Annotated in this window: 15 protein-coding genes; all 15 read right to left on the bottom strand. The window is 63.5% G+C overall.

Translation table 11 applies throughout. The annotated features are described in order from the left end of the window. Positions 1–17 precede the first annotated feature (17 nt). The 15 genes from K675_RS0125725 to puuE all read right to left on the bottom strand — a co-directional run bounded on the left by K675_RS0125725 (position 18) and on the right by puuE (position 15,401). The gene (locus K675_RS0125725) at positions 18–626 is read right to left on the bottom strand and encodes a TetR/AcrR family transcriptional regulator (protein WP_017906336.1); all 609 of its coding nucleotides are present in this window, start codon (positions 624–626) and stop codon (positions 18–20) included. A gap of 90 nt (positions 627–716) precedes the next feature. Continuing rightward, positions 717–1,625, bottom strand: coding sequence for an EamA family transporter (locus K675_RS0125730; RefSeq protein WP_017906337.1), 909 nt, complete (start codon positions 1,623–1,625; stop codon positions 717–719). Between the two features lie 67 nt (positions 1,626–1,692). Beyond that, complete coding sequence (locus K675_RS0125735) at positions 1,693–2,973, bottom strand: TRAP transporter large permease (RefSeq protein WP_017906338.1); 1,281 nt, start codon at positions 2,971–2,973, stop codon at positions 1,693–1,695. Continuing rightward, positions 2,974–3,501 (bottom strand): TRAP transporter small permease, encoded by a 528-nt coding sequence (locus K675_RS0125740; protein WP_017906339.1) that lies wholly within the window; start codon positions 3,499–3,501, stop codon positions 2,974–2,976. Positions 3,502–3,572: 71 nt separating this feature from the next. After that, the gene (locus K675_RS0125745) at positions 3,573–4,544 is read right to left on the bottom strand and encodes a TRAP transporter substrate-binding protein (protein WP_017906340.1); all 972 of its coding nucleotides are present in this window, start codon (positions 4,542–4,544) and stop codon (positions 3,573–3,575) included. A gap of 78 nt (positions 4,545–4,622) precedes the next feature. Continuing rightward, a complete protein-coding gene (locus tag K675_RS0125750; RefSeq protein WP_017906341.1) occupies positions 4,623–5,510 on the bottom strand; it encodes a glucurono-1,5-lactonase in 888 nt (295 codons plus the stop codon). Positions 5,511–5,543: 33 nt separating this feature from the next. Further along, on the bottom strand, positions 5,544–6,368 hold the full coding sequence (locus K675_RS0125755; protein WP_017906342.1) for an NAD-dependent epimerase/dehydratase family protein: 825 nt from the start codon (positions 6,366–6,368) through the stop codon (positions 5,544–5,546). A 301-nt stretch (positions 6,369–6,669) separates the two neighbouring features. After that, positions 6,670–7,923, bottom strand: coding sequence for an OprD family porin (locus K675_RS0125760; RefSeq protein ID WP_017906343.1), 1,254 nt, complete (start codon positions 7,921–7,923; stop codon positions 6,670–6,672). Between the two features lie 271 nt (positions 7,924–8,194). Continuing rightward, positions 8,195–8,980 carry an outer membrane protein OmpK gene (locus K675_RS0125765; protein ID WP_017906344.1) on the bottom strand — a complete coding sequence of 262 codons (786 nt, stop codon included), beginning with the start codon at positions 8,978–8,980 and terminating at the stop codon, positions 8,195–8,197. Positions 8,981–9,133: 153 nt separating this feature from the next. Beyond that, the gene (locus tag K675_RS0125770; RefSeq protein ID WP_017906345.1) at positions 9,134–10,489 is read right to left on the bottom strand and encodes a nucleobase:cation symporter-2 family protein; all 1,356 of its coding nucleotides are present in this window, start codon (positions 10,487–10,489) and stop codon (positions 9,134–9,136) included. A gap of 231 nt (positions 10,490–10,720) precedes the next feature. After that, a complete protein-coding gene (locus K675_RS0125775; protein ID WP_017906346.1) occupies positions 10,721–12,031 on the bottom strand; it encodes a urate hydroxylase PuuD in 1,311 nt (436 codons plus the stop codon). Between the two features lie 185 nt (positions 12,032–12,216). Then, positions 12,217–12,729 (bottom strand): ureidoglycolate lyase, encoded by a 513-nt coding sequence (locus K675_RS0125780; RefSeq protein WP_017906347.1) that lies wholly within the window; start codon positions 12,727–12,729, stop codon positions 12,217–12,219. Positions 12,730–12,888: 159 nt separating this feature from the next. Beyond that, positions 12,889–13,884: an allantoicase gene (gene alc / locus K675_RS0125785; RefSeq protein ID WP_017906348.1), complete on the bottom strand. Its 996-nt coding sequence runs from the start codon at positions 13,882–13,884 to the stop codon at positions 12,889–12,891. Between the two features lie 78 nt (positions 13,885–13,962). Next, complete coding sequence (gene uraD / locus K675_RS0125790) at positions 13,963–14,478, bottom strand: 2-oxo-4-hydroxy-4-carboxy-5-ureidoimidazoline decarboxylase (protein WP_017906349.1); 516 nt, start codon at positions 14,476–14,478, stop codon at positions 13,963–13,965. Further along, positions 14,475–15,401 (bottom strand): allantoinase PuuE, encoded by a 927-nt coding sequence (gene puuE, locus K675_RS0125795; protein ID WP_017906350.1) that lies wholly within the window; start codon positions 15,399–15,401, stop codon positions 14,475–14,477. The genes uraD and puuE overlap by 4 nt, the downstream gene beginning before the upstream one ends. Positions 15,402–15,798 lie beyond the last annotated feature (397 nt).

Consider the following 15,798-nt stretch of genomic DNA (forward strand, 5'->3'; position numbering starts at 1 on the left):
CCACGAATGCTCTGCGTTTACCGATCGGGCTCGCACCCTTTGAGCACCAGCCGCACGATGGTCTGCGTCGCTGCTTCATAGTCGGCGTCATCGAGCCTGGCCTTGCCGGTGATCGAGGAGATCTGCCAGTCGAAGTCGGCATAGGTCTGGGTCGCGGCCCAGAGGGTGAACATCAGGTGGTTGGGATCGACCGGGGCGATCTGGCCGCGGTCGATCCAGCTCTGGATGCACTCGATGTTGTGCCGGGCCTGGGCGTTGAGCTGTTCGACCAGGTCGGGGCTCAGGTGCGGGGCGCCGTGCATGATCTCGCTGGCGAACACCTTGGACGCCGCCGGCAGGTCGCGGGAGATGCGGATTTTCGAGCGGATGTAGCCGGCCAGCACCTCGCCGGGCACGCCGTCGGGATTGAACGGCGTCGAGGCCTGCAGGATCGGTTCGATGATGCTTTCCAGCACCTCGCGGTAGAGGTTGTCCTTGGACTTGAAGTAGTAGTAGACGTTGGGCTTGGGCAGGCCGGCCCGGGCGGCGATGTCGCTGGTCTTGGTGGCGGCGAACCCCTTGTCGGCGAACTCTTCACTGGCTGCGCGCAGAATCAGTTCTTTGTTGCGTTCGCGGATGGTGCTCATAAACCAGGTTATTCCTTGCCTGTCCGGGCGGTTGGGCATGGTAGCACCGGGTCTGCGACAGGCCAAGATTGCCCCCCGCCGGCCCGGTGTTCAGGCCGGCTTGCGATAGGCCAGCAGCACGATCCCGCCGACCACGATCAGGCCGCCGAGGACCTGCATGCCGCTCAGCAACTGGTCGAGGATCAGCCAGCCGAGCAGCAGGCTGGCAATCGGTTCGACATTCATCACTGGCGCGTTGCGCACGATGTCCAGGCGGCTCACGCAGATGAACAGCAACGAAAATGCCAGGCCGTAGAGCAGCACCAGGCAACCCAGCGCCAGCCAGCCGGTCGGTGCGCTGGGCGGGCTGACGCCACCGGGCAGCAGGTCGCTCAGGCCGAGCAGGGCGGTGACGCAGAACACCACCAGCAGGGTCAGCAGGCTGCGCACGCTGCCGCGGACCTGGGCCAGCCGGTGCTCGGTGATCCACAGGGCGCAGGCGAAGACTGCGGCGCCGGCCAAGGCGAACAGAACGCCTTCCAGCCAGTGGCTTTCGTCGCCGCCGCCACCCAGGCGTTGCGGTACATCAAGGGCGAACAGCAGGCCGAGCAGGATCATGCCCATCAGCAGCAGGGCCTGCCGGCTCGGCGCCCGCCCGCCGAGGGCCCAGTTGAGCAGCGCCAGCAGAATCGGCGCGGTGTTGCCCACCAGCAAGGCCAGGGCCACGGGAATCCGCGCCACGGCTGAATAGATACAGAAACTCTGGGTGGCGATCAGCACCCCCATCAGCAGTTGCCAGCGCCAGGTACCAGCCTTCAGCCGCAGGCTTTCGCGTTGCCAGAAGACCACGGCGGCCAGCGCCAGCAGGGTGATGCCGGAGCGACAGAGGATCGCCAGCAGCAGGCCGGTGTCGTGATCGAAGGCGATCCGCGCGGCGATATGGTTGCCGGCGAAGGCGCAGGCGAGGGTGGCGAGAATCAGCACCGCGAGCGGGCGCGGCAGGGTGGGGGAAGCGGACATGGCAGGTGGTTTTCCTTCACCGAAAATGCAGAGCCGCCGGTCCCGGCGGCTCTCGGGAGCGTCGGGTCTACAGCACCAGGCGTGGCAGCCAGAGCGACAGCGCCGGGATGTAGGTTACCGCCATCAGCACGGCAAACAGCACGCAGTAGAAGGGCAGCAGCGCGATCACGGTCTTCTCGATGCTGACCTTGCCCACCGCCGAACCGACGAACAGCACCGCGCCCACCGGTGGGGTGATCAGGCCGATCCCCAGGTTCACCAGCATGATCATGCCGAAGTGCACCGGGTCGACGCCGATGCCGAGAATCACCGGCATCAGGATCGGCGTGAGGATCAGGATCAGTGGCGCCATGTCCATCACCGTGCCGAGCAACAGCAGCATGGCGTTGATGCACATCAGAATCACGTAGCGGTTGTCCGACAGGGTCAGGAACAGCGTGGTGATCTTCGCCGGGATCTGCATCAGGGTCATGATGTAGCCGAAGCTGGCGGCGAAGCCGATGAGGATCATCACGATGGAGATGGTCCGCACGGTGCGGTGCATCAGCTTGGGCAGTTCGCGCCACTTGTAGTCGCGGTAGATGAACATGGTCACGAAGAACGACCAGAGCACCGCGATCGCCGCCGACTCGGTGGCGGTGAAGATCCCCGAGAGAATCCCGCCGAGGATGATCACCATGGCCATCAGGCCCCACAGCGCATCGGCGCAGATCTTCAGGGCCTGGCGCAGGGGAATGACTTCGCCCTTGGGGTAGTCGCGCTTCTTCGCGAAGATCAGGCACAGCACCATCAGGCAGGCGCTCATCAGCAGGCCCGGCACCACCCCGGCCATGAACAGCGAGGCGATGGAGACCGTGCCGCCGGCCGCCAGCGAGTAGAGCACCGAGTTGTGGCTGGGCGGGGTCAGCAGCGCCTGCACCGAGCCGCTGACCGTGACCGCGGTGGAGAATTCGCGGGGGTAGCCGCGTCGTTCCATTTCCGGAATCAGCACCGAGCCGACCGAGGCGGTGTCGGCCACCGACGAACCGGAAATCGCCCCGAAGAAGGTCGACGCCATGATGTTCACCAGCGACAGGCCGCCACGGACGAACCCCACCAGAACGCCGGCAAATGCCACCAACCGGCGCGACATGCCGCCCTCGGCCATGATCGCGCCGGCCAGGACGAAGAACGGAATCGCCATCAGCGAGAACTTGTTCACGCCACCGGCGACCTGGATCATCAGGGCCTGGAACGGAATGTCGATCCACCAGGCGCCGATCAGCGCGGAAAGTCCCAGCGCATAAGCCACCGGCATGCCGATCAGGATCAGTGCGATGAAGCTGCCCAACAGGATAAAGGCGTCCATTCATGCGGCTCCTTCGTTTTCTTCGACCAGGTCGAAACGCACTACGCGGCGCTGGCTCTGGTCGCCCAGCAGGAGTCTTTCCAGAACGAACACCAGGGTGAGGAAACCGCCCACCGGAATCGGCATGTAGGTGATGCCGACGCGCAAGGTTGGCAGCGCGCTCATGAACTGGTTCCAGGTCGAGGCGCAGAGCTTGGCGCCCCAGACGGTCATGAACAGGCAGATGGTCGCCATCAGCACCTGCGCGATCAGCGCGGCGGCCGAGCGCAGGGCCGGGTTCAGGCGGTCGGTGAGCATGGCGACGGCCATGTGCGCGCCGGCCCGGTAGCTGGAGGCTGCGCCGATGAAGGTGAATACCATCATCAGCAGGATGGCGGTGGGCTCCGGCCAGCTGGAGCCGGTGCCGAGGACGTAACGGGCGAAGATGCCCCAGGGGATGATCAGGCTGATGGCGAGGATCGCCAGGCCCGCGACCCAGACACAGGTCATGTAGAGCCGATCGTTGATCAGCAGCACGAGATGCTTCATCGGATTTCACCGTGACCCGCCGACGTGCGCCCAGGGCACGCCGGTCGGACCTTCCATGTGGGTAGAGGGCTTTACTCGACCGCTTCGATGCGGGTCATCAACTCGGCGTAGGGGGCACCGTATTTCTGGCGGATCGGGGCGGTGGCTTCGTAGAAGGGTTTCCTGTCGACCTCGACGAACTCGACGCCGGCGGCCTTGAGTTTCTCTTCGCTGCTGGCGGACTTGGCATCCCACAGGGTGCGCTGTTCCAGCTGGGCCTGGCGGGCTGCCTGGCGGACCAGGGTCTGCTGCTCGGGTGTGAGTTTGTTCCAGGTGGTCTTCGACATCACCAGCGGTTCCGGCAGGATCAGGTGGCCGGTGAGGGCATAGTACTTGGCGTTCTGGTAGTGGTTGTGTTCGAGCAGGGTCGGCGGGTTGTTTTCCGCACCGTCGATCACGCCGGTCTGCAGGGCGCTGAAGATCTCGCCGGTGTCCATGGCGATGCCGTTGCCGCCCATGGCATTGATGGTCTCGATGAACAGCGGGTTGCCCTGTACACGGATCTTCATGCCCTTGAGGTCGGCCAGGCTACGCACCGGCTTCTTGGTGTAGAGGTTGCGGGTGCCGCCGTCCATCCAGGCCAGGGCGACGAGGTTGAATTCGGACTGGGTGATCTTGTCGAGGATCTCCTGGCCGATCTCGCCGTCGATGATCTTGCGCATGTGCGCCTGGTCGCGGAACACGAAGGGCATGTTGAACACGTTCACGTCCGGCACCACCGGACCGACGATGCCGAGACTGACCCGGGCCATCTGGATCGCGCCGATCTGGGTTTGTTCGACCACTTCCTTTTCCGAGCCGAGCACGCCGCCGGAGAACATCTTGAAGGTCAGTTGGCCGTTGCTCTGCTGGGTCAGGGCCTTGCCCATGTTCTCTTCGGCGACCACGGTGGGGTAGCCAGCCGGGTGAACGTCGGCGAACTTGATTTCCAGGGCCTGGGCCAGGTGGCTGAAGCCGAGGGCGAGGGGGAGTGCGGCGACAAGAAGCTTGCGTTTGAAGTCCATGGGGTGATTCTCCGTCTTGTTGTTATTGTCTGGCTGCTTCGTTCAAAACTCGCTGCAGGCGCCGGTGGGCGCCGGGAATCAGGCGTTGAAAAAAGGCTCCTCCAGGCCTTGGGCGCCGGGTCGCAGGGCGAACACGCCACCGGCCAGGGGCTGGTCGCGCAGGTCGCCGCCGGGGCGGATCGAAGTGACGAACAGGGTGCCCAGGTCACTGCCGCCGAAGGCGCACATGGCCGGCTTTTTCACGGGCACCGCGAGAGAGCGGTCGAGGCGACCGTCGGGGGTGAAACGATGGATCAGACCGTCGTCGTTGCCGCAGATCCAGTAGCAACCGTCGACATCCATGGCGGCGCCGTCGGGGCGTCCCGGATGTTGCCGCATGTCGACGAACAGCCGGCGGTCATGGGGCGTGCCGCTGTCCGGGTCGTAGTCGAAGGCCCAGATCGACTGCACGCTCGGGTGCGAATCGGACAGGTACATCGTCCTGCCGTCCGGGCTGAAGGCCAGGCCGTTGGGTACGATCAGCCCGTCCAGTCGGGCCGCGGGCGGCGTGCTCTGCCCGGCCTCGTAGCGATACAGCGCCCCGACCGGGCGGCCGAGGCCCATGTCCAGCAGCATGGTGCCGGCCCAGAATCGACCCTGGCGATCGCAGCGGCCATCGTTGAAGCGCATGCCGGGCAGGGCGTGGGCAACCTTCGTGAGCCGTTGGCTGTGCAGAGGTCCGTCGGCGTCGGTCTGCAGGCGAAACAGGCCGCTTTCCAGCCCGGCGATCCAGCTGCCGTCGCGGCTTCGGGCGATGCAGGCGAGCATTTCCGGGGCTTCCCAACTGCGGGTCTGCCGACCTTCGGCACTCCAGCGGTGCAGGCGGCGGGCCGGGATATCGACCCAGTAGAGGGCCTGTTCTTGCACGCTCCACACCGGGCTTTCCCCGGTGGCGTTGCGGGCATCGAGAATCAGTTCAGCGTTCATGGCGGTTCCATTGCCGAAGGTGGGGGCGCCCGTTCAGTCGCCGAAGGGGCCCGCGGTGACGAAGGCGCCGCCCTGATAGACCAGCGTCGGGTCGTCCGCCGGTGGTGCCGGCTGGGCCTCGATCGCGGCGCGGAACGGTTCGGAGCTGTCCCTGGGCTGGTAGCCGAGATGGGCGGCGAGGCGGTTGTCCCACCAGATGGTGCGGTTGTCGGAGACGCCATAGACCACGGTGTGGCCGACGTTCGGGGTATAAAGGGCGCGTTCGAGCAGACGGGTCAGGTCGCCGAAGCTCAGCCAACTGCTGAGCATCCGGCGGTTCTGCGGCTGGGCGAACGACGAGCCGATGCGGATGCTGACGGTCTCGATGCCGTAGCGGTCGAAGTAGAAGCTGGCCATGTCCTCGCCATAGGACTTGGACAGTCCGTAGTAGCTGTCCGGGCGATGCGGGGCGCGGGCGTCGAGGGTTTCGCTCTGCTTGTAGAAGCCGATCACATGGTTGGAGCTGGCGAAGATCACGCGCTTGACGCCGTGGCGGCGGGCGGCTTCGTAGATGTGGAAGACACCGCAGATGTTGGCGCCGAGAATCTCTTCGAAGGAGCGCTCCACCGAGACGCCGCCGAAGTGCAGGATCGCGTCCACGCCTTCGACCAGGTGATGGACCGCCTGTTTGTCGGAGAGGTCGCAGGGCTGGATTTCCTCGCGGTCGTCGATGGCCGGAGCCATTTCGGCGATATCGGAAAGACGCAGGATGCGGGCATAGGGGCGCAGGCTTTCGCGCAATACCTTGCCCAGGCCACCGGCCGCGCCGGTGAGCAGAAGACGGTTGAAAGGCGGCGGGGTCGGTGTGGCTGAGGTCATGGCGAGGCCCTGATCGGAGGTTTTTGTTGTTTTTGTCGTCCGTTGTCGTACGACATTTGTCTGGATTATCGTCAGCGTGAAACGGCTTTGTCAATGTGAGGGGACGGATGATTCCTGACGATTGCGGACTGCAGATTTTGCAAGATGTTTCGGTATTGTTCGATGGGGTTTCCCGTTCTTAGTGATTCACCCCATCCAGGATAGGAGCCGGATTTATCCGCGAAGCTGTTTGGCGATCTCAAAGACCTACTCGCGGATGAATCCTGCTCCCACAGGGGTTGGCTGTTAGCCCCGGCAAGCGTTACAGCAGCGAAATCGGATAACTGATGAACAGACGGTTCTCGTCGAACTCGTTGGTGCTGAAGTTCTTGCGGATGCTCGAATTGCGCCACCGCACGTTCAGGTTCTTGAAGGTCCCGCTTTGCACCGTATAGGCCAGTTCCGATTCGCGGCCCCACTCCTTGCCGTCGGTGATCGCGCCGACATGCACATTGTCACCGCTGATGTAGCGGTTCATCAGGGTCAACCCCGGAATCCCCAGCGCGGCGAAGTTGTAGTCGTGGCGCAGTTGCCAGGACTTCTCCTGCGCATTGTCATAGCTGCTGTTGTAGCTGTCGTTGGCCAGGGTGCCGCCGCTGGTGCCGTTGACCCGCATCCAGGCACTGTCGCCGGTGAGTTTCTGCAGGCCGACGTAGAAGGTGTTGCCGCCGTATTTGGCCGAGAACAGCCCCGACCAGGTGCGGTTGTCCAGGTCGCCGGCGCGGGCGCTGCCGTCTTCCTTGCCGTAGAAGTAGCCGAGGTTGGCCCCCAGGGTCCAGTCGCCCAGCGGCTGGCTGTGCACCAGGTTGACGTATTGCTGGCTGTAGATGTCCTTGAGCTGGGCGTTCCACAGGCCAATCATCGTGCGCTTGTCGTTGAAGCTGTATTCGCCGCCCTGGAAGTTGAAGCGGTCGGAGGTGATGCCGGCGCGGCCGTTCATGAACATATCGGTCATGCTCGAATCGTTGCGCGGGCTGTTCTTCTGGAACTGGCCGCCATAGAGCGTCAGGCCGTCGATTTCCTTCGAGGTGATCTGGCCGCCGCGGAAGGTCTGCGGCAGCGAGCGGCCGTCGTCGGAACGGAGGATCGGCAGCACCGGCATCCATTCGCCGACCTTCAGTTCGGTCTTGGAGATTTTGGCCTTGAAGGCCACGCCCAGGCGGCCGAAGTTGTCCGCCGGGCGCCCGTCACGGTCCAGTGGCAGCAGTTGCGTGCCGCCGGTGCCCTTGCCGCCATCGAGTTTCTGGGAAAAGGTGCCGAGCACGTCGACGCCGAAACCGACGGTGCCCTGGGTGAAGCCGGAGCGGGCATCGAGGATGAAGTTCTGGGTCCATTCCTCGGCCTTGCCCTGGGGGTAGGCCGGGTTGGTGAAGTTGCGGTTGAAGTAGGCGTTGCGCAGATTCAGGTTGGCGCTGGCATCGTCGACGAAACCCTCGGCACCGGCCAGGGAGGGCAGGGTCAGGGCGAGGCTTGCAGTGCCGGACAGCAACAACGATCGGGAGGGACGGATCATCATGAGGGTGAAGCTCCTGCGGTTTTTATTGTTATAAGCGTTATACGTCGTCGTACAACATGGAGCGAATTATCGACAGCGAAAAAATGCTTTGTCAATCTGCAGTCAGGCCGGGAAATACCTGGGAAAGGGCGCAGCGCAACGGCGATCTGGCTTTGAGGCTTGAGCTAGAGCTGTCGGGGAGGTGGGTGCGGGGGCGAGTTTTTTTTGCGGTGGTGTGATGATGCTCTGGCCGCTGGAGCAAACGGGGAGCCCGGCGGGCTCCCGTTCTTCATCAGAAGTGGTACTTGACCAGCAGGCTCGCGGTGTCCTGGTTGGTCTTGAAGGCACCGGAATCCTCGACGCCGTACTTGTTCTTCCAGTAGTCGTACTCGATACCCACGTACAACTGTTTTGCGCTCCAGTGCAAGGCCTTGCCCAAGTCGTACTTGATCTGCGGGTTGAAGTGCAGGTTGGCGTGGTAGGTGCCGCGTGAGGTCTGGTCGTTGTCGACCACCCAGTCCATGAAACCGTCGATCAGCACATTGGAATCGCCCACCGGAATGGTGTAGGACCAGACCGGTGTGATTTGCCAGACGTTGTCGCCAGGACGGTTGCCTTCGGTCTGGCGCTGGTAGAAGTTCAACTGGAAGTAGTCGAAGCCGGGGATCGCCAGGTCAAAGCCCGGGCCGACCAGATAGGATTCGTTGTCGCCTTCGCCGAACTCATAGGTGAAGGCCAGGAGGACGTCCTTGATCGGGCCGAATTCGAGCTTCTGGTCGAGGATCTTGCCGAACGACAGGCGCGGGCTGAACTCGCCATAATAGGTGTTGGGACCGACGTTGCCATCGGCCTTGCCGTTGTAGAAGATCCGGTCGAGGAAGAAGAAGTTGTCACCGTATTTCCAGGCGTCGGCGTGCTCGAAGGTGACGGTCTGCTGGATCTGCGGGTTGATCGCGAAATTCTTGCCCCACAGGTAGGTCAGGCTGTTGTTCTGCCACTGCAGCAGGTCGTCGGCCACGGCGGTTCCGGTCGACAGCAGTGTCCCCGCGAGCATCAGGCTCGTGCAAATACGTTTCATAGGGTTGCTCCCAAAGTTAAGAGGTTCGACGTCGAAGTCGTCCGGCGCTCTGGCGTGGCGCCTTTTTTCGGCTGTAAACGAGAGGGCGCGCAGGATACAGAGGCGCGCCCGGGCTCTCAAGTCCGCGCGACAAGGCGTCGCCGGGCCGGTCACTCAGTGCGGGTGCACGTGCCCGCTGAGGGTGGCCCGCTCGGCGCCGCCGAGGACGTTGAACAACAGGTTCAGGGCCACTGCGCTGAGGGTGGCCATGGCGATCCCGCTGTGGGTGATCGGTCCCATCCACTGCGGAAGGTGGGCGAAGAACTCCGGACGGACCACCGGAATCAGGCCCATGCCGATACTGACGGCCACCAGCAGTTGGTTGCGCCGATCGGAGATGTCGGCTTCCTGGAGGATCTTGATTCCGGTGGCGGCAACCATGCCGAACATCGCGATGGCTGCGCCGCCAAGCACCGCCGGTGGAATCGAGGCGACCAGGAAGGCCGCCTTGGGCAGCAGGCTGAGGAGGATCAGGAAACCGCCGGCGACCAGGGTCACCGAGCGGCAACGCACGCCGGTCATCTGTACCAGGCCGATGTTCTGGGCGAACGAGGAATGGGTGAAGGTGTTGAAAAAGCCGGCGAAGAACGAGGCACCGGCATCGCACAGCAGGCCGCGCCGCAGCATCCGTGGAGTGACGTCCTGGCCGGTGATCTTGCCCAGGGCGAGGAACATGCCGGTGGACTCGACGAAGATGATCACCACCACCAGGCACATGGACAGGATCGGCGCGAGATGGAATTGCGGCAGGCCGAAATGCAGCGGCGTGACCACCTTGACCCAGGGCGCCTGGGCCAGGCCGCCGAGGTCGACCAGGCCGATGACGCCGGACAGCACATAGCCCAGGGCCATGCCGATCAGCACCGAGACATTGACCCAGAAGCCGCGCATGAAGCGGTTGATCAACAGGATCGTGGCCAGCACCAGGCCGGCGACGGTCAGGTAGATCGGTGAGCCGAACTGCGCCGCGGCGCTGCCGCCGCCGGCCCAGTTCACCGCCACGGGGAACAGCGAGAGACCGATGGCGGTGATGACCGTGCCGGTGACCAGCGGTGGGAAGAAGCGCACCACCCTGGACATGAACGGCGCGATCAGCATGCCGAAGAAGCCGGCGGCGATGGTTGCGCCGAAGATCCCGGTCATGCCGATGCCGGGCATGCCGGCCATGGCCACCATGCTGCCGACGGCGGCGAAGCTGGCGCCCATCATCACCGGCATGCGAATGCCCAGGGGGCCGATGCCGAAGGATTGCACCAGGGTGGCGATGCCGGCCACCAGCAGGTCGGCGTTGATCAGGAAGGCGATTTCCTCACGACTCAGGCCGGCGGCCTGTCCGATGATCAGCGGTACGGCAACGGCCCCGCCATACATCAGCAGTACGTGTTGCAGGCCCACCAGGAGCAGCTGCAACAGGGGCAGGCGCTGGATGGCGGGTGCTTCGGGTATGCGCGGTTCGGATAGCTCGGACATGCAACACCTCGGAAGTTTTTTATTCTTGTGGTTTGGCGCTGTGTGGTTGCTTGTGGCTAGCGGGCTTGTCGGAACGCCGCACCGCCGCTCTCGGCTGCAAGGCAGCCGCAAACCTGGGTCCGCGTTCCATCAGCAGTATCGCGTTCATCGGTTTCAGGGGCGCTTCGCGCCCCACGCAGGCAAGCCTGCTCGCCACAAGGTCTCATTTCATGAAACTTTCAGTCTCTACGACTAGTTGGTACGTGCCCCCTGGTTGATCCAGGCGCCGATCAGGTCACGTTCCTGCTGGGTCATCTGGGTGATGTTGCCCAGAGGCATGATCTGGGTCGTGACGGCCTGTGCCTGGATGCGCGGGGCCAGTTGCCGGATCTGTTGTGGCGTGTCGAACATGATCCCTGCCGGCGCGCTGCTGAACAACGGGCTGGTGGGCTTGGCCGAGTGGCAGACCGCGCACCGTTCCTGAATCACGCTATGTACCTTGTCGAAGGCCACCGCGTCTGCCGCTGGCGTTGTCGCCGTAGCCGCTGCCGCCGGAGTGTTCGGCTCAGCCGACGGAGCCGGCTTGAGGCCGCCACCGAGGGCGGTTTCCGGCAGGGGCTGGTACTCGATCTTCGCTGGCGTCTTGGCCACTTCGGGAGGAGCCGGGTTCGACGCCGGGCCGGTGACGTAGGCCAGGCAGATCATGCCCAGTGCCGCGACCGGCAGGGTCCAGGCGAATTTCTGGCTGTCGTGGCGGGTGTTGAAGTAGTGCCGCACCAATACCGCCAGTACCGCGATTCCGGCCAGGATCAGCCAGTTGTACGAGCTGCCGTAGGTGCTCGGGAAGTGGTTGCTGATCATGATGAACAGCACTGGCAGGGTGAAGTAGTTGTTGTGCCGCGAACGCAGCAGGCCCTTGGCCGGCAGGGCCGGGTCCGGCGTGCGGTTCTCGGCGATGGCCGCCACCAGGGCCCGTTGGGCCGGCATGATGATGCGGAACACGTTGCCGACCATGATGGTGCCGATGATCGCGCCGACGTGCAGATAGGCCCCACGCCCGCTGAATACCTTGCTCAGGCCGTAGGCCGCGGCGATCAGCAGGAGGAACAGGATCAGGCCAAGCAGTGCCGGGCGCTTGCCCAGCGGCGAGTCGCAAAGGAAGTCATAGACGAACCAGCCGGCGACGAGCGCGCCGATGCCGATGGCGATCCCTTCGCCGCCACTCAGGCCGCTGCCGGGGGCGACCAGGTAGAGCAGCGGGTTGGAGTAGAACACCACGCACAGCAGGGCGATGCCTGACATCCAGGTGAAGTAGGCTTCCCATTTGAACCAGTGCAGGTTCTCCGGCATGCTCGGTGGCGCCAGCTTGTACTTTTCCAGGTGGTAGATACCGCCGCCGTGGATGGCCCAGAGGTCGCCGGCCAGGCCGTCCCTGGGGTTGACCCGGTTGAGGTTGTTTTCCAGCCAGACGAAATAGAACGAAGCGCCGATCCAGGCGACGCCGGTGATCATGTGAACCCAGCGCACGCTCAGGTTCAGCCATTCCAACAGATGTGCTTCCACAGTCTTTACCTCTCTCCCGTCGCACTTTTTGCAGAGCGATCGGGCCTTTTCTTATTTGGAGACGGTGTGAAAACGTAGCGAGCGATGGCAGGTTGGGATGAAAGCCGTCGCGAAGTCCCGGGCGACAGCGGTCACCGGGTATTCCGGGGCGGTGTTCAGCGCAGCCTTGCCTGGCACAAAAGTCTTCACTCCGTCCGCTGGTGGGGGGCGAGGATCAACCGCTCATCCTCTGTGAAAAAATGCTCGTCGCAGTTGTTACCGCTGCCACTGCGATCAACCACCAGGAAGTCATCCCGCTTTTCGATCGTCAGGACCGGATGGTGCCAGACGCCGCGATGGTAATTTATGCCCTGCCTGCCATTGGTGATGAAGGCACGGACGAGACCCGATACAGGTGCATCGCCAAGTGGCGCGACCACGATCAGAAAGGGGTTGCCGAGCAGCGGGACGAAAGCCTGGCTGCCCAGCGGATGGCGTTCGAGCATGCGGATGGTCAGCGGCATGTCCAGCGCGTCGGCGCGGAAGATGCTGATGATCGCCTTGTCGTCGGGCGTCGCGGTTTCTACCGTGGCCAGGCGATGGAAGCGCTGGGTCGAACCGTTGTTGATCATGAAGTGATCGCTGCCGTCGGTTTCGATCACGTCACCGAAAGGGGCGAAGGCTTCTTTGGTCAGCGGTTCAATCGTCAGTGTGCGCATGCTGTTCTTCTGTTCTCGAATTCGTAGGTTCGTGCGTGTGCTTGCTCTATCGCTTTTCTGTGGAAGCCGGCTTGCTGGCGGTGGCGGTGTGTGAGTCGACGAAGATATCGACTGTCCGATCGCTATCGTCAGCAAGCCGGCTCCAACAAGGAGCGCGTGTTACTTGGCGACCTTGCCCAACAGGCGCAGGCGGCTCACGCCACCATCCGGGAACACGTTCAGGCGGATGTGGGTGATCGGGCCAAGGGCCTTGATCTGTTCGACGAAGGTGTGCTCGGCGTGCATCTCCAGCTTCTGGCTCGGCAGCAGTTCGCGCCAGAACAGGCTCTGGGTCTCGATCTGGCTGTCGGTACCCCCCTTGACGTAGGCAGCCTGGATCGAGCAGCTGTCCGGGTAGTTGCCCTTGAAGTGCAGGGTGTCGACGATGATCTTCTCGATCTCGCCTGGATGGCCGAGGGCGACGATCACCCAGTCATTGCCCGGTGTGCGACGGCGTGCGGTTTCCCAGCCGTCGCCCATGTTGACGCCACGGCCGGGGTTGAGAATGTTGCTCATGCGGCCGAAGTGTTCGTCGGAGCAGGCCAGGGCGCGGCCGCCGTTCAGCGCGGCGGCGAGGTCGACCTGCTCGTTGTCGCCCACCGCCGACCAGTCGCGGTACGGAATGCCGTGAACGCGCAGGCGTGCCACGCCGCCGTCCGGGTAGATATTGAAGCGTAGGTGGCTGAAATGCTGCTCGTGGCTGATTTCATGGTAGTGGTGGCTGTTGCCCTGCAATTCGACGGCCGGCAGCACTTCGACCCACTGGGTGTTTTCGTCCGGCTCGCCTTCGCTCAGGAAGCAGGCTTCCAGAGAGGCCGAGGGTGGGTAGTTGCCGGTGAAGAACGAGGTGTCGATGTCCACGCCCTTGATCGAGCCGGGCACGCCCAGACGGATCACCGCGCTGTCGTAGCCTTCGAAGCGCTTGCGGCGCGATTCCCAGCCATCCATCCACTTGCCGTTGTCATCGAACACGCCTTCCTTCCACACGGCCGGGGTGGGTTGGAACAGGCGGTTGGCATCGGCGAACCAGTCGTCGGTGACGGAAATGATCCGGGTGCCCAGGCGGGCGTCGGCCAGGTTGACGAACTTTTCGAAAGGTGCGGCGTAAGCTTTCATTTTTCTTGTCTGCCTCTGAGCGAGTGGCTGGGAATGTCTGCCTGGCCCTGGACACCTGCGGCACCCGGGCCCGGCGCGTTACAGGTTCTGCAGGCGGAACAGGGCGATCCTGTTGATTTCGGCCAGGGCGCACTTGAACTCGGTGTCCACCGGGTTGTGGATGCGGGTTTCGAACGCGGCGAGGATCTGGTGCCGGTCGCTGCCCTTGACCGCCATGATGAACGGAAACCTGAACTTGGCCTTGTAGGCTTCGTTCAGCTCGGTGAAGCGCTGGAACTCTTCGGCCGTGCATTGGTGAATACCGGCGCCGGCCTGTTCGTGGGTGCTGGCTTCGGTCAGTTGGCCCTGGATCGCGGCCTTGCCGGCCAGGTCCGGGTGGGCGTTGATCAGGGCCAGTTGACTGGCGTGATCGGCGCTCAACAGGATGTCGCTCATGCGCTGATGCAGGGTCTCGATCTGGTCGAGCGTCGCGTCCTGGCCCAGGTCGAAGGCCTTTTCGGCCACCCATGGCGAGTGTTCGTAGATGTCGCCGAAGGCCGCGACGAAGGCCGCGCGGTCCAGGGTCGACGGCTTGAGGGTCCGGAACGCGCTCATTGCGCCGGCTCCTGGTAAGGGTGGGTGCTGTGCCAGTGGCGGGCGATGTCGACCCGGCGGGCGAACCAGACCTGGTCGAAGCCTTTCACGTACTCGAGGAAGCGTTGCAGCGCGGCCAGGCGCGCCGGGCGTCCGATCAGTCGGCAGTGCAGGCCGATGGAGAGCATTTTCGGCGACTCGGCGCCCTCGGCGTAGAGCACGTCGAAGGCGTCCTTGAGGTATTGGTAGAAGTCGTCGCCCTGGTTGAAGCCTTGCACCTGGGTGAAGCGCATGTCGTTGGTGTCGAGGGTGTAGGGAATCACCAGGTGCGGCTTGCCGGTCGGATTGTTCGGTTCCCAGTAGGGCAGGTCGTCGTCATAGGTGTCCGAGTCGTAGAGGAAGCCGCCTTCCTCCATCACCAGCCGGCGGGTGTTCGGGCCGGTGCGGCCGGTGTACCAGCCCAGCGGGCGTTCGCCGGTGATGTCGGTGAGGATGCGGATGGCTTCGAGCAGGTGCTCGCGCTCCTGCGCCTCGTCCATGTACTGGTAGTCGATCCAGCGATAGCCGTGGCTGCAGATCTCGTGACCGGCCTCGACCATCGCTCGGATGACGTCCGGGTGGCGCTGGGCGGCCATGGCCACGGCGAAGATGGTCAGCGGGATGTCGAGCTGCTTGAACAGCTTGAGGATCCGCCACACGCCGGCACGGCTGCCATACTCGTAGAGTGATTCCATGCTCATGTTGCGCTGGCCCTGCAGGGGTTGCGCCGCGACCATCTCCGACAGGAAGGCTTCGGACTCCTTGTCGCCGTGCAGGATGTTGCGCTCGCCGCCTTCCTCGTAATTGAGCACGAAGGACAAGGCGATACGGGCATTGCCCGGCCAGCGGGGATGAGGAGGGTTACTGCCGTAACCGATCAGGTCGCGTGGGTAGTCAGCGCTCACTGCAGTCTTCCTTCTTGTTCGTGGTGACGGTTGCGTGGCGCCCCGTTCGGGTTGGGTGGCGTCACGGCGATGAAGTGATTGTATACAACTTTATCACCGGTTTGTAAGTCGGTTTTTTCAAACTGCTGCCGATCCTACCTGTTCTGTTCGTCACTTAAAACCTGTCTGATCGGTCAGTTAATGGATTCAAGGTCGGCTATTTACCGGGCTTCTGTCAAGGTTGATAGCGACGGATGGTTGCGCGGAGAGGCGCAAAATTTATTGTGTACAATTTCTTTTAAAAGTGTCTTAATCATTTCGTCGCCAGATCGCCGGGACATTTTCCGGTCATCCGGCTCTCCTTCATCCACTGACTCCGGGAGGCGCGAAACCCGGTCTGCCGCAGGGCGGGCGGGTA

This window comes from Pseudomonas fuscovaginae SE-1, assembly GCF_000364705.1.
Classification (GTDB): Bacteria; Pseudomonadota; Gammaproteobacteria; order Pseudomonadales; family Pseudomonadaceae; genus Aquipseudomonas; species Aquipseudomonas fuscovaginae_A.